Source organism: Bradyrhizobium sp. USDA 4341 (assembly GCF_054063755.1).
Window position 1 is genome coordinate 5,275,031 of record NZ_JBSSGO010000002.1, and the last position, 13,233, is coordinate 5,288,263.

Below are 13,233 nucleotides of genomic sequence, written 5' to 3' on the forward strand. Positions count from 1 at the left end.
GCGGGTCGGTCCCGCACCAGCTGGATATATGGCGGGCCGGGCGAACCCGGCAAGCCGCCGTCTGCGGCCTTGTTGCCGCAAAATGTGGCTTATTCAGCGGCCTGCTTGGCGCCTCGGACCCCCTGCGCCAGCGCGGACACCAGGTCCGCGACCGCGCTCACGGTCTTCGGCGTCGCGCGGCCCTCGGCATCGAGATTGGCGCGCACCACGTCGACGATCGCGGTGCCGACCACGGCGCCATTGGCGTTCTCGGCGATCGCGCGCGCCGTTTCCGGGGTGCGGATGCCGAAGCCGACACAGACCGGCAGCTTGGTATGCCGCTTGATGCGGGCGACGGCTTCCGCAACCGCGTTCGAATCGGCCGTCGCAGCGCCGGTGATGCCGGTGATCGAGACGTAATAGACAAAGCCCGAGGTGTTCGCGAGCACCGCCGGCAGACGCTTGTCGTCGGTGGTCGGCGTCGCGAGGCGAATGAAGTTCAGCCCGGCCTTCAACGCGGGGATGCAGAGCTCGGTATCTTCCTCCGGCGGCAGGTCGACGATGATCAGGCCGTCGACGCCCGCGGTCTTGGCATCGGCGAGGAAGCTCTCGACGCCGTAGATGTAGATCGGATTGTAGTAGCCCATCAGCACGATCGGCGTCGTGTTGTCGTCCTTGCGGAAGTCGCGGACCATCGCCAGCGTCTTGCGCAGCGTCATGCCGCCCTTGAGCGCGCGCAGGCCGGCGGCCTGGATCGACGGGCCATCGGCCATCGGATCGGTGAAGGGCATGCCGATCTCGATGACGTCGGCGCCGGCCTTCGGCAGCGCCTTGAGGATGTCGAGCGAGGTTTTTGCGTCGGGGTCGCCGGCCATCACGAAGGTGACGAAAGCGGAGCGGCCCTGCTGCTTCAGCTCGGCGAAACGTGCGTCGATACGGGTGCTCACTTCTTCCTCGCCTTCAAGATGTCGCCGACCTGCGGCACGTCCTTGTCGCCACGGCCCGAGAGGTTGACCACCATCAGGTGATCCTTCGGCCGCTGCGGCGCGAGTTCGGACAGTTTTGCGATGGCGTGCGCGGATTCCAGCGCGGGGATGATGCCCTCGAGCCGCGACAGCAGCTGGAACGCGGCCAACGCCTCCTCGTCGGTCGCCGAGAGATATTTCACGCGGCCGGTCTCGTGCAGCCAGGCGTGCTCCGGGCCGATGCCGGGATAATCGAGGCCGGCGGAGATCGAATGCGCTTCCTCGATCTGGCCGTCGGCGTCCATCAACAGATAAGTGCGGTTGCCGTGCAGCACGCCGGGACGCCCGCCGGCAAGCGAGGCGGCATGCAGCTGCGTCAGCCCGTGACCGGCCGCTTCGACACCGAAGATCTCGACCGAGGGATCGTCGAGGAACGGATGGAACAGGCCCATCGCATTGGAGCCGCCGCCGATGCAGGCGATCAGCGAGTCCGGCAGACGGCCCTCGGCCTCCTGCATCTGCGTGCGCGTCTCGTGGCCGATGATCGACTGGAAATCGCGCACCATCATCGGATAGGGGTGCGGGCCCGCCACCGTTCCGATGCAATAGAAGGTGTTGTGCACGTTGGTGACCCAGTCGCGCAGCGCGTCGTTCATCGCGTCCTTCAGCGTGCGCGCGCCCGACTGCACCGGGACGACCTTGGCACCCAGCATCTCCATGCGGATCACGTTCGGCTGCTGCCGCTCGACGTCGACCGCGCCCATATAGACCACGCATTCGAGCCCGAAGCGCGCGCACAGCGTCGCCGTCGCCACGCCGTGCTGGCCGGCGCCGGTCTCGGCGATGATGCGCTTCTTGCCCATGCGGCGCGCGACCATGATCTGGCCGAGCACGTTGTTGACCTTGTGCGAACCGGTGTGGTTGAGCTCCTCGCGCTTCAGATAGATCTTCGCGCCGCCGAGATGCTCGGTGAGCCGTTCGGCGAAATAGAGCGGCGAGGGCCGGCCGACATAGTCCTTCAGGTAGACGTTCATCTCGGCCTGGAACGCCGGATCGGCCTTGGCGTCGGCATAGGCCTTTTCGAGATCGAGGATCAGCGGCATCAGCGTTTCCGCGACGAAGCGTCCGCCGAAAATGCCGAAATGCCCGCGCTCGTCGGGGCCGCTGCGGAAGGAATTGGGCAGGTTTTGATTCATCGAACCATCAGTTCTTCTGGCCGCGTCGCGGCGCTGTTTCCACTCCCTCGCCCCGCGCTTGCGGGGCCGAGACGAGCATAGCTCGCTCTGAGAGGGTTGGGGTGAGGGGTTTCTCCACTCGCTCAATCATCATTGCGGCGCCCCTCACCCGCCCGCGCGTTGCGCGGCCGACCTCTCCCCGTGAACGGGGAGAGGTGAAGAAGGTTGGGTTGCGCGTGCGGCGCGGATGAAGGCGCGGATCAGCTCGGGATCCTTGACGCCCGGCGTGCGCTCGACGCCCGACGACACGTCGACCCCGCCGGCGCGGGTGACGCGGACAGCTTCGGCGACGTTCCCGGCGTTGAGCCCACCAGAGACCATGTAGGGCAGCGCGAGATCGAGATTTTCGAGCAGGCGCCAATCGAACGGCGCGCCGAGACCGCCCGGCCGCGTGGCATCCTTCGGCGCGCGGGCATCGAACAGGATGCGGTCGGCGACGCCGGCATAGCCCGGCAGCGGGGCGAGGTCGGCTGCGGTCTCGACCGGCAGCGCCTTCATCAGCGGCAGGCCGAATTTCTGCTTGATGTCGCGCAGCCGCGCGGTGGTTTCCTTGCCGTGCAATTGCAGGATATCCGGCCGCAGCGTCTCGACGATGTTTTCCAAGGTGGCGTCGTCGGCATCGACGGTCAGCGCGACCTTGACGGCGCGGCCCTTGGCGCGGCTGCCGAGCTCGCGCGCGGTCTCGAGGCTGATATGGCGCGGCGACGGGGGGAAGAACACGAACCCCACCATGTCCGCGCCGCCCTCAAGCGCGACGTCGAGCGTCTCGCGCGTGGACAGGCCGCAGATTTTGACGAGCAGGGGCATGGTCTCGAAACGGGTCTCAAAAACGGGTTTTCGGGCGTCCGGAACAGGGGGTAATCCCGGGTCCGACGGGCGGGTTCTACAACGTCGCGCCCAGCTTGTCTCGCCCATTGGGCCCGTAAAAGCCCAGCTGGGCCGGGGCCGAACGACGCTGCGCGTCGTCCCGGGAGGCGGTGGCCCTGAGGTCGGCGAGCTCGGCGCGGACGTGCCGGGCGTCGGCCTCATGCTGCCGGGCGGCGCGGCGCCAGCGCCCTTGCTTGAACCAGGTTCCAATGCCACCGGCGATCACGCCGAGAATGGCGGACGCGATGATGACGACGAACAGCGGCAGTGTGACCGCAACCGTCGGCGTCACAGAGTTGAAGGGATCAAACGACACCGTCACCCAGTGACGGTTGGCGACGGCAAAGATGATGAAGATCAGCCCGAGCGGAACGACGACCACTGCCGTGAAGAACTTTCGCATGACCATTTCTCGCAGCGATGGAGAAAGTGCGGGCCCATCGCCCGCAGCAACGACAACGCCGGGCGTCGCGCTAAGCGTCAGCCTTAAGCATCAGCCTTGGGCGCGTCGATCTTGGAGGCCCCCGCCTCAGCCTCGTCGCGGTTGAGGCGCTCGCGCATTTCCTTGCCGGTCTTGAAGAACGGCACGCTCTTCTGATCGACCGGCACATGCTCGCCGGTACGCGGATTGCGGCCGGCACGGGCCGGGCGATGCTTCACCGAGAAAGCGCCAAAACCGCGCAGCTCGACGCGGTCGCCACGCGCCAGCGCCGCGACGATTTCATCGAGAATCGCATTCACAATGTTCTCGACGTCCCGCTGGTAGAGGTGCGGGTTGTGCTCGGCGATACGCTGAACAAGTTCGGATTTGATCATCGAAAATGGGATCCGGGCTCTTGCGGAAACCCATTTCCGTGAAAATGCCGTGCACTGTCAAGACGCTAAATCGATTTAGGACGCCGTGAAATCGCGTGACAAATAGCCCAATTGGGGCATGCGGCGATTCCCGCTGAGCGGGAATACCCTGATCAGTACGCCTTTCGCTCTCGACTAGTCGGTTCCTCCGGGAGTCCACAGCGCCAGCATGCCGTCGAGCCCGAATCGGTCGACCGCCTGGGCCACGCCACCCTGCTCGATCCGTCGCGCGATGCCGCCAAGGCCAAACGCATCGAGCGTCATCGACGCTGCGGTGCGCAGGAAAGTCAGGTCGCTGAAGCGCGGATTGAGCTTGTAATTGCGCACCGGCAGGTCGCTTTTGACCTTCTTCTCCGCAACCAGCCAGGCGATCGCGGTCTTTTCATCCCCGAGCTGATCGATCAGCTTGAGATCGACCGCCTGCCGGCCAGTGAAGACGCGTCCATCCGCGACCTTCTCCAGCAAGGCGTCGTCCATGCCGCGCCGTTCCTTCACCAATCCACGGAACCATGCATAGGAATCCTTGACCAGGCCGTCGATCGCAGCGCGGGCCTCCGGGCTGGTCGGCTCGAAGCCGTTGGGCGCCGCCTTCAGCGGGGAAGATTTGATTTCCTCCATCTTCACGCCGACGGTCTTGAGCAATTCGGAAACGTTGGGGAACTGGAACAGCACGCCGATCGAGCCGACCAGCGAGGTCTGCTGGGCGACGATATGGTCGGAGGCGATCGCCGTGATGTAGCCGCCCGAGGCCGCCAATCCCTCGACCACGACGACGAGCGGCTTCTTCGCCTTCAGCTGCACCAGCGAGTCGTAAAGCTGCTCGGAGCCCGCGGTGGTGCCGCCGGGCGAATTGATGTGCACGACAACGGCCGCGTAGCTCGACTTGCCAAGCCGCTCCAGCGCCTCGACGCGCTCCTGGTCGCTGCGGATCAGTCCGTCGATATTGATCCGCGCGATCGCGTTCGACGTCGAGAAGGCGCCGCGTCCGCCGGCGGCGATCACGCCCACGCCGACGATGGCCGCGATTGCGATGACCGCAGCGGCGACGCGCCAGAACGTCAGCTTGCGCCTGATACGGCGGCGGTCGACGATCACGTCTGAATCCAGCGACATCCGATCTCTCCCGAAAATAGTCAGCGCGCAATCCGCGCGTTTTGCCGTCGCAGCGTCACTATCAGCTTAGCCAAATACATCAATTGCGACGCAATATGAAGAAAACAAGGCTCTAACCTCCCCTTGAAAGGGGAGGTCGCTTTGCTCGCAAGAGCAAAGCGGGTGGGGATCAACTCTCTCCGTATAGAGCGTCGCCTGTGGCTGACCCCCATCCCGACCTTCCCCCTTTCAGGGGGAAGGAGAAGATAGTTTCGCTCTGCGCCATCCTGGCCGCCACGGGCCACGAGCATGGGTTCAAACAAAAAGGGCCCCGGCTTGCGCCGGGGCCCGATTGTTCGCCTCAACGAGACGAATGCTTACTTTTCGGTGCCGCGGTTCTTCAGCGCCGTGCCGAGGATGTCGCCAAGCGTCGCTCCCGAATCGGAGGAGCCGTACTGCGCGATGGCTTCCTTCTCTTCGGCAACTTCCAGCGCCTTGATCGAGACCTGCACCTTGCGGGCCTTCTTGTCGAACTGGATGACGCGAGCATCGACCTTCTCGCCGACGGCGAAGCGTTCGGCGCGCTGGTCGTTGCGATCGCGGGCCAGCTCGGACCGCTTGATGAAGGTGGTGAACTCGGTGCCCGAAATCCGGACCTCGATGCCGCTCTCCTTCACTTCGAGCACTTCGCAGGTCACGACCGCGCCCTTCTTGACGTCGCCCGGCTCGGCGAAGGGGTCGCCCTCGAGCTGCTTGACGCCGAGCGAGATGCGCTCCTTCTCGACATCGACATCGAGCACCACGGCCTTGACCATGTCGCCCTTCTTGAAGTTGTCGATGACCTGCTCGCCCGGAAGCTTCCAGTCGAGGTCGGAGAGGTGGACCATGCCGTCGACATCGCCCTCGAGACCGAGGAACAGACCGAACTCGGTCTTGTTCTTGACCTCGCCCTCGACCACCGAACCGACCGGGAACTTCTCGACGAAGACTTCCCAGGGATTGCGCATGGTCTGCTTGAGACCGAGCGAGATGCGGCGCTTGACCGAATCCACTTCGAGCACCTGCACTTCGACTTCCTGCGAGGTCGAAACGATCTTGCCGGGGTGCATGTTCTTCTTGGTCCACGACATCTCGGAGACGTGGATCAGGCCTTCGATGCCCGGCTCGAGCTCGACGAACGCGCCGTAGTCGGTGATGTTGGTGACGCGACCGGTGAAGCGGGCACCCAGCGGGTACTTGGCTTCGATGCCCTGCCACGGATCATCCAGCAGCTGCTTCATGCCCAGCGAGATGCGGTGCGTCTCGTGGTTGATCTTGATGATCTTGACCTTCACGGTCTGGCCGATGGTCAGCACCTCGGTCGGGTGGTTGACGCGGCGCCAGGCGATATCGGTCACGTGGAGCAGGCCGTCGATGCCGCCGAGATCAACGAACGCACCGTAATCGGTGATGTTCTTGACCACGCCGTCGATCACCTGACCCTCTTCGAGGTTCTGCACCAGCTCCTGGCGCTGCTCGGCGCGGGTCTCTTCGAGAACCGTGCGGCGCGACACCACGATGTTGCCGCGGCGGCGGTCCATCTTGAGGATCTGGAACGGCTGCGAATTGTTCATCAGCGGCGCAACGTCGCGGATCGGACGAATGTCGACCTGCGAGCGCGGCAGGAAGGCCACCGCACCGTCGAGGTCGACCGTGAAGCCGCCCTTGACCTGGTTGAAGATGACGCCGTTGACCTTTTCGTTGTTCTGGAACGCCTTCTCGAGCTTGCCCCAGCTTTCCTCGCGGCGCGCCTTGTCGCGCGACAGCACGGCTTCGCCGAGCGCATTCTCGATCCGGTCGAGGAACACCTCGACTTCGTCGCCAACTTTCAGATCGCTTTCACGGCCGGGGCCGGCGAATTCGCGCAGCGCCACGCGGCCTTCGGTCTTCAGGCCGACGTCAATGACGGCCATGTCCTTCTCAATTGCAACCACCTTGCCCTTGATGACCGAGCTTTCCTGCAGATTGCCGCCGGCAAAGGATTCATCAAGCATCGCCGCGAAGTCGTCGCGGGTGGGGGTATAGGAAGACACAGTATTCGAAGCCATTTGTTCTCCAAATGCGGGATCTTGCCGGCCGTTCGGGTTGATGGGCGCACCGCGCGTGAAGTGTCAGGGTTCCGCAAACCCTGACGACCGCTCATTGCAGGAGGTGCAACAGCGGGCCGGCAGTAAAACTGCACGTTCGGTACGTTTGAATTGTCGGGAGCCTGAAACGAAAATATCGACTTCAAGACCTGGGAGCGGGCGTTCCTCCAGATGCGGCGAGGGCTCAAACCCGGCGCCGGCCCGCTCAGACACGGCCTCGACATCGTCGATGGCGCTCCGAACGGCGCTGATATAGCCCTGCAAGCCGTTTTCGGCAAGCAGGAAATGCCCCATTTTGCTGGGTTTTCGGGCCGAAAGGGCCCTCCGATGCCGGCGATTCTAGCGCCCGGCGCGCACCGCCTCGACGATGGCGATGGCGGCGCGGACCCCGGCCTCGATGTCGAGATTGGAATTGTCCAGCGTGTGGGCGTCCGCCGCCGGCCGCAACGGCGCAGCGGCCCGGTTCTTGTCCCGCTCGTCGCGCTTGAGGATGTCGGCCAGCACCGCCTCCTCGTCGGCGTCCTCGCCGCGGGCGCGGGCCTCCAGGGTGCGCCGCCGCGCCCGCACGCGGGGGTCGGCGACCACGAAGATCTTCACGTCGGCATCCGGGCAGATCACGGTGCCGATATCGCGCCCATCCAGCACCGCGCCGGGCGGATCGGCGGCGAACTGGCGCTGGAAGTTGACCAGCGCCTCGCGCACCTTGGGAAAGGCCGAGACGACAGATGCGCCCTCACCGACCTTCTGGGTCTTCAGGATCGGATTGCCGAACTTCTCGGGATCGAGCTCGAGCGCGACTGATACCGCGAGCGCCTCGTCGTTGAGGTCGGCGCCCTGCGCCATCATCGCATAGGCCACCGCACGGTAGATCACGCCGGTGTCGAGATGGCGGTAGCCGTAGTGGTGGGCGAGCCGCTTGCCGAGCGTGCCCTTGCCCGAGGCGGCGGGTCCGTCGATGGCAATGATCATGCGAAGTCAGCTCCGAGCGCGCGCATCATCGGTATGAAATCCGGGAAACTGGTGGCGATGAAGGCGGTGTCATCGATCTTCACCGGCCGATCCGACGCACAGCCCATCACCAGCGCCGACATCGCGATGCGATGATCCATATGGGTGGCGACAAGGCCGCCGCCTGGAACGTGGCCGCGGCCCTCGACGATCAGATCATCGCCGGAAACCTCGACCTTGACGCCGTTGACACGCAGCATGTCCGCGGTGGCTTCGAGACGGTCGGACTCCTTGACGCGCAGCTCCTGCAGGCCGCGCATGATCGTGGTGCCCTCGGCAAACGCAGCCGCAACCGCCAGCACCAGATATTCGTCGATCATCGACGGCGCGCGCTCCGGCGGCACCTCGACGCCCTTCAGCTTCGAGGCCCGCACCCGCAATTGCGCCATCGGCTCGCCGGCATCGCCGCGCACATCGCTCTCCTCGATCGAGGCGCCCATTTCGCGCAAGGTGGTGAACAGGCCGGTGCGCAGCGGATTGGTCATCACGTCGGAGAACACGACGTCGGACCCTCCGACGATCAGCGCCGCCACGATCGGGAACGACGCCGAGGACGGATCGGCGGGCACCACGACCTCGGCGCCGTGCAGCTCGGGCTCGCCGTTCAGCGAGATCCTGCGGCCGTGGCTGCCTTCCTTCTCCGTGGAGATCTCGGCGCCGAAATGCTTCAGCATCAGCTCGGTGTGGTCGCGGCTCGCCTCCTGCTCGATGACCGTGGTGATGCCGGGCGCGGACAGGCCCGCCAGCAGCACCGCGGACTTGATCTGGGCCGAGGCGACCGGGGTCTTGTAGACGATCGGCACCGGATAGCGGGCGCCATGCAGGGTGAGCGGCAGCCGGCCGCCCTCCCGGATGTCGCTGGTCCGGGCGCCCATCAGTTCCAGCGGGTCGAGAATCCGGCGCATCGGCCGCGTACGCAGCGAGGCGTCGCCGTCGAAAATGGCCGCGATCGGGCAGCCGGCCACCGCACCCATCACCAGCCGGCAGCCGGTGCCGGAATTGCCGAAATCGAGCGGGGCGGAGGGCTGGGCGAAGCCGCCGACGCCGACGCCCGAGACCGACCAGGTAAAGGGCGCCGTCCGCTCCACCTTGGCGCCCAACGCGCGCATGGATTTGGCGGTATTGAGGACGTCCTCGCCCTCCAGAAGGCCGGAAATGCGGGTTTCGCCGACCGAAAGGGCCCCGAGGATCAGGGCGCGGTGGGAAATCGATTTGTCGCCGGGAACGCGAACCTTGCCGGCCAGGGGGCCGCAGGCGCGTGATTCCAGCGGGGTCGGGGTGTCGGAATGAGCCAAGATTGTGTCCTCTCGCGCCGCGGCAGGTATCACATAGGCAACACCGCGTCACGCGCCCGTCACTTGCGCGCAAACCGCTATTGACAGCGGCTCCTCAACTAGCCAAGTGAAGCACCGTTTTTCAGCAAAATTCTGGGATGACCACGTTGGCCAAGTCCGAGCTCGGAACCAAGCGCATTTGCCCGACCACGGGCAAGAAGTTCTACGACCTCAACAAGAATCCGGTGATTTCGCCCTACACCGGCGAGGTCGTGCCGATCGCGCCCGTAGCCCCGCCGCGGGGCGGCCGTGGCGCCACCGTCAGTTCACCTGCGACCGCCGCCGAGATGCCCGAGGCGGCCGAGACCGAAGAGTTGGTCTCGCTCGAGGAGGCCGATGCCGAGGAGAACACCGGCAAGGTCAAGGCCGTGGTTCCCGAATCCGAGGACGATATCGAGGTCGATGAGACCATCGATGACGATGACGACGACGATTCGACCTTCATCGCCGACGAGGAAGAGGGCGATGAGGACGTGACCGATATTATTGGTGACGTCGGCGGCGACGAAGAGACTTGAGATCGGCGCCGATCTATGATCAACGGTGCTGCCGCGCGAGTCATCCAGGCCGCGCGGGCCGGGATCGATCCCCCAGGATCATCCCAACTGGATAAGGGGCCATAGCTCAGCTGGGAGAGCGCTTGCATGGCATGCAAGAGGTCGGCGGTTCGATCCCGCCTGGCTCCACCACGCTTCGCCCTTCGGGCTACGCGTGGCGCAGCCACGAGTTGCCTGAAGGGCGAAGCGTGGTGTCCGGCGTAGCCCGAAGGGCGAAGACGGACTGCCAAGGGTTCTACTCCCGTCCGGCTTCAGTGGATGCGAATGTGGTACGTCTACATCATCCGCAGCATCAACTTCCCTGACCAGGAATATGTTGGCGCCACCGAGGACCTGAAACGACGGATTCCCGAGCACAATACCGGCAAATCCGCGCACACCTCAAAATTCAAGCCTTGGCAACTCGTCTGGTACTGCGCCTTTCCCGACAAGTACAAAGCCCTGGCATTCGAGAAGTATCTTAAATCCCACTCCGGCCGCGCCTTCGCCAAGAAGCGCCTCTAGCAACCTCCAAGCTCGCTACTCCCCCAGCACCGCATTGAGCCGGTCGCGCAGCGCGACGATCTCATCCTTCATCGCCATCAACTCGCCAACCGTGCAGTCCGAGGCCGCGAGGATCGACTGCGGAACGGCCTTGGCCTTTTCACGCAGCGCGTGGCCCTGCGGCGTCAGCGCGATCAGCACGACCCGCTCGTCTTCGGTGCTGCGGGTCCGCTTGATCAGCTCCGCCGCCTCCAGCCGTTTCAGCAATGGTGTCAGCGTGCCGGAATCCAGGAACAGGCGCTCGCCGAGGTCTTTCACCGGCACGTCGTCGCGCTCCCACAGCGCCAGCATCACGAGATACTGCGGATAGGTCAGCCCGAGCCGGTCGAGCAGCGGCTTGTAGACGCGGTTGAAGGCGTGCGCGGTCGAATAGACCGCAAAGCAGATCTGGTTGTCGAGCCGCAGCGCCTGATCCGCCGCCGTCTGTTTCCTGACCATGATTCCCATCGAATCCATCTCGTTTCCGGGTCATTCTGGGCTCACAGGACCGCGGATTCAATTGCGAACAATTAAATGTGAGGCCGCATAATTTATATTGCGCACAATCTAATTGGATGCAATACATGGCTCGTCGAATTCAAGCTGAAGTCCAAACCCAAGGGAGACCACGATGTCTGTGAACGTGCTCTACAAGACCAGCGCCAAGGCAACCGGCGGCCGCGACGGCCATGCGGCAACGCTCGACGGCGCGCTCGACGTCAAGCTCACGACCCCGAAGGAGCTCGGTGGCGGCGGTGGTGCCGGCAACAATCCGGAACAGCTGTTCGCAGCCGGCTATGCCGCCTGCTTCATCGGCGCCATGAAGTTCGTGGCTTCCCAGGGCGGCCCCAAGGTTCCCGCCGACGCCTCCGTGACCTCGACGGTCGGCATCGGCCCGCGTTCGGAAGGCGGCTTCGGCCTCGCCGTCGATCTCGCCGTCTCGCTGCCCGGCCTTTCCCGCGCCGATGCCGAAGCGCTGGTCGAGAAGGCCCACCAGGTGTGCCCGTATTCCAACGCGACCCGCGGCAATGTCGACGTCAAGCTGAGCGTCGTCTAATTTACTCCTTGCCAATAGTCCGCCACGTGCCGCGTGGCGGACTATTGCATTTCAGGAGAGCATTGCATTGCGGATGCCAGTTCGCTTGGCGAACGCACGGGCCGCCTGCTGCATGGGCCTGCGCCGATGAGAGCATTGCTGCCTCGCCTGAAGACCGTTAGCTCTGGGACCCTCGTTTTCTGATCCCAACTGAGCGAAGGTTGTTTCCATGAATACCCCAGCGGCTACGGGCGCGATGACCGGACTGCGCGTGATCGATTTGACGCGCGTGCTCGGCGGCCCGTATTGCACTCAGATCCTTGCCGACCACGGCGCCGACGTGATCAAGGTCGAGCCGCCCGCCGGCGACGAGGTGCGCGACTGGGGACCTCCCTTCCATGAGGAGGACGCGGCCTATTTCGTCGGCATCAACCGCAACAAGCGCTCGATCGGCCTCGACCTCGCCTCCGAGGGTGGACGCGCAGTGCTGATGAAGATGCTCGAAACCGCCGACGTGCTGATCGAGAACTTCAAGCCGGGCACGCTCGACAAATGGGGCATCGGCAATGACGTGCTGCGCGCGAAATTTCCGCGCCTCGTGCATTGCCGGATCTCCGGCTTCGGCGCCGACGGCCCGCGCGGCGGCAATCCCGGCTATGACGCGATCATCCAGGCGATGACCGGCATGATCGCGGCGACCGGCTCGCCGGAGAGCGGCCCGATGCGCATCGGCGTGCCGCTGGTCGACATCACGACCGGGCTCTATGCGGCGATCGGCATCCTGATGGCGCTGTCGGAGCGGCAGCGCTCCGGGCTCGGCCAGTTCATCGAGACCACGCTGTACGAGACCGGGCTTGCGATCATGCATCCGCACACCGCGAACTATTTCATGCATGGCAAGCCGCCGTCGCTCACCGGCAACGAGCACCCCAACCTCGTGCCCTACGCGATCTTCCCGACCAAGACCGACAACATCTTCATCGGCGTCGGCAATGACGGCACCTTCCGCAAGCTCGCCAAGGAGATCGGCAAGCCCGAGCTCGGCACCGACCCGCGCTTTGCCCGCAACAAGGACCGCATCGCCAACCGCGATGCGCTCCGGGCCGAGCTTGCCGCGGTGTTCAGCCAGCACGAGGCCGAGCCGCTGTGCAACCGGCTGCTCGCCGCCGGCCTGCCAGCGGGCCCGGTACAGAAGATCGACCAGGCGCTGACCAACCCGCACACGATCCATCGCGGCGATGTCATCGAGAAGGATTGGTACAAGGGCGTCGCCTCGCCGATCCGCCTCGAACGCACCAAGCCGAGCCTGCGCCGCACGCCACCGAAGTTCAGCCAGCACGCTGCGGAAGTACTCGGTGAGTTCGGCTACTCCAAGGACGAGATCAACGGCCTGGTCGACAAGGGCGTGGTCTGCGGTCCCCAGCGCAAGCGCTGACGCGTCAGGAGATCACGTCGAATAGCGACCGCGATGGCGGTGCACTCCCTCGCCCCGTTCTTACGGGGAGAGGGTTGGGGTGAGGGGCTGTCTCCGCGTATACGACAGTAGCGGCGTCTGCGGAGAATCCCCCTCACCCGGAACGCATCTAACGATGCGTCATAGCCGAAGCTCCGCTTCGGCGTTCTTGAGAACGGCCGCCCAAGGCGGCCTACGCCTCTC

At 64.8% G+C, this 13,233-nt stretch carries 15 protein-coding genes and 1 tRNA gene; 5 read left to right on the top strand and 11 right to left on the bottom strand.

The annotated features are described in order from the left end of the window. Positions 1-89: 89 nt before the first annotated feature. From trpA to aroA, 10 genes are all read right to left on the bottom strand, one after another. Positions 90-926: a tryptophan synthase subunit alpha gene (trpA, locus tag ACVIGB_RS30985; RefSeq protein WP_092120778.1), complete on the bottom strand. Its 837-nt coding sequence runs from the start codon at positions 924-926 to the stop codon at positions 90-92. After that, entirely contained in the window at positions 923-2,140 is a 1,218-nt protein-coding gene (gene trpB, locus ACVIGB_RS30990; RefSeq protein WP_194457488.1) for a tryptophan synthase subunit beta, read from the bottom strand. The genes trpA and trpB overlap by 4 nt, the downstream gene beginning before the upstream one ends. 144 nt (positions 2,141-2,284) lie before the next feature. Next, positions 2,285-2,986, bottom strand: a complete 702-nt coding sequence (locus ACVIGB_RS30995) for a phosphoribosylanthranilate isomerase (RefSeq protein WP_456719807.1) — start codon at positions 2,984-2,986, stop codon at positions 2,285-2,287. Between the two features lie 76 nt (positions 2,987-3,062). Continuing rightward, positions 3,063-3,449 (bottom strand): LapA family protein, encoded by a 387-nt coding sequence (locus ACVIGB_RS31000; protein ID WP_456719806.1) that lies wholly within the window; start codon positions 3,447-3,449, stop codon positions 3,063-3,065. An 83-nt stretch (positions 3,450-3,532) separates the two neighbouring features. Then, complete coding sequence (locus tag ACVIGB_RS31005; protein WP_050426527.1) at positions 3,533-3,862, bottom strand: integration host factor subunit beta; 330 nt, start codon at positions 3,860-3,862, stop codon at positions 3,533-3,535. A gap of 174 nt (positions 3,863-4,036) precedes the next feature. Further along, entirely contained in the window at positions 4,037-5,014 is a 978-nt protein-coding gene (sppA, locus tag ACVIGB_RS31010; protein WP_223971530.1) for a signal peptide peptidase SppA, read from the bottom strand. A gap of 356 nt (positions 5,015-5,370) precedes the next feature. After that, on the bottom strand, positions 5,371-7,080 hold the full coding sequence (gene rpsA / locus ACVIGB_RS31015) for a 30S ribosomal protein S1 (protein WP_456719805.1): 1,710 nt from the start codon (positions 7,078-7,080) through the stop codon (positions 5,371-5,373). A 63-nt stretch (positions 7,081-7,143) separates the two neighbouring features. Further along, a complete protein-coding gene (locus ACVIGB_RS31020; RefSeq protein WP_143046785.1) occupies positions 7,144-7,413 on the bottom strand; it encodes a hypothetical protein in 270 nt (89 codons plus the stop codon). 45 nt (positions 7,414-7,458) lie between these two features. Next, positions 7,459-8,088 (bottom strand): (d)CMP kinase, encoded by a 630-nt coding sequence (gene cmk, locus ACVIGB_RS31025; protein WP_456719804.1) that lies wholly within the window; start codon positions 8,086-8,088, stop codon positions 7,459-7,461. Beyond that, positions 8,085-9,422, bottom strand: a complete 1,338-nt coding sequence (gene aroA / locus ACVIGB_RS31030; protein WP_171947923.1) for a 3-phosphoshikimate 1-carboxyvinyltransferase — start codon at positions 9,420-9,422, stop codon at positions 8,085-8,087. Before aroA ends, cmk begins: the two co-directional genes overlap by 4 nt. Positions 9,423-9,568: 146 nt before the next feature. Between aroA and ACVIGB_RS31035 the strand changes: the two genes are divergently transcribed. The 3 genes from ACVIGB_RS31035 (at position 9,569) to ACVIGB_RS31045 (ending at position 10,522) form a co-directional block, all read left to right on the top strand. Further along, a complete protein-coding gene (locus ACVIGB_RS31035; protein WP_092126373.1) occupies positions 9,569-9,979 on the top strand; it encodes a TIGR02300 family protein in 411 nt (136 codons plus the stop codon). 95 nt (positions 9,980-10,074) lie between these two features. Continuing rightward, a tRNA-Ala gene (locus tag ACVIGB_RS31040) sits at positions 10,075-10,150 on the top strand. A gap of 132 nt (positions 10,151-10,282) precedes the next feature. Further along, positions 10,283-10,522, top strand: a complete 240-nt coding sequence (locus tag ACVIGB_RS31045; protein ID WP_456719803.1) for a GIY-YIG nuclease family protein — start codon at positions 10,283-10,285, stop codon at positions 10,520-10,522. Between the two features lie 15 nt (positions 10,523-10,537). On the opposite strand, the gene ACVIGB_RS31050 is transcribed toward ACVIGB_RS31045, so the two are convergent. Next, a complete protein-coding gene (locus ACVIGB_RS31050) occupies positions 10,538-10,999 on the bottom strand; it encodes a MarR family winged helix-turn-helix transcriptional regulator (RefSeq protein ID WP_342725387.1) in 462 nt (153 codons plus the stop codon). Between the two features lie 172 nt (positions 11,000-11,171). On the opposite strand from ACVIGB_RS31050, the gene ACVIGB_RS31055 reads away from it, so the two are divergent. Together ACVIGB_RS31055 and ACVIGB_RS31060 are read left to right on the top strand one after the other, a co-directional pair. Then, complete coding sequence (locus tag ACVIGB_RS31055) at positions 11,172-11,597, top strand: organic hydroperoxide resistance protein (RefSeq protein ID WP_092120797.1); 426 nt, start codon at positions 11,172-11,174, stop codon at positions 11,595-11,597. 208 nt (positions 11,598-11,805) lie between these two features. Further along, positions 11,806-13,011, top strand: a complete 1,206-nt coding sequence (locus ACVIGB_RS31060) for a CaiB/BaiF CoA transferase family protein (RefSeq protein ID WP_223971519.1) — start codon at positions 11,806-11,808, stop codon at positions 13,009-13,011. The last annotated feature ends 222 nt before the right edge of the window (positions 13,012-13,233 follow it).

Coding starts and splice junctions, on each gene's coding strand:
- trpB (WP_194457488.1), bottom strand. CDS start 2,140: ATGAATCAAAACCTGCCCAATTCCTTCCGCAGCGGCCCCGACGAGCGC.
- ACVIGB_RS31050 (WP_342725387.1), bottom strand. CDS start 10,999: ATGGTCAGGAAACAGACGGCGGCGGATCAGGCGCTGCGGCTCGACAAC.
- ACVIGB_RS31045 (WP_456719803.1), top strand. CDS start 10,283: ATGTGGTACGTCTACATCATCCGCAGCATCAACTTCCCTGACCAGGAA.
- ACVIGB_RS30995 (WP_456719807.1), bottom strand. CDS start 2,986: ATGCCCCTGCTCGTCAAAATCTGCGGCCTGTCCACGCGCGAGACGCTC.
- ACVIGB_RS31005 (WP_050426527.1), bottom strand. CDS start 3,862: ATGATCAAATCCGAACTTGTTCAGCGTATCGCCGAGCACAACCCGCAC.
- sppA (WP_223971530.1), bottom strand. CDS start 5,014: ATGTCGCTGGATTCAGACGTGATCGTCGACCGCCGCCGTATCAGGCGC.
- ACVIGB_RS31060 (WP_223971519.1), top strand. CDS start 11,806: ATGAATACCCCAGCGGCTACGGGCGCGATGACCGGACTGCGCGTGATC.
- cmk (WP_456719804.1), bottom strand. CDS start 8,088: ATGATCATTGCCATCGACGGACCCGCCGCCTCGGGCAAGGGCACGCTC.
- ACVIGB_RS31000 (WP_456719806.1), bottom strand. CDS start 3,449: ATGCGAAAGTTCTTCACGGCAGTGGTCGTCGTTCCGCTCGGGCTGATC.
- rpsA (WP_456719805.1), bottom strand. CDS start 7,080: ATGGCTTCGAATACTGTGTCTTCCTATACCCCCACCCGCGACGACTTC.
- ACVIGB_RS31055 (WP_092120797.1), top strand. CDS start 11,172: ATGTCTGTGAACGTGCTCTACAAGACCAGCGCCAAGGCAACCGGCGGC.
- ACVIGB_RS31020 (WP_143046785.1), bottom strand. CDS start 7,413: ATGGGGCATTTCCTGCTTGCCGAAAACGGCTTGCAGGGCTATATCAGC.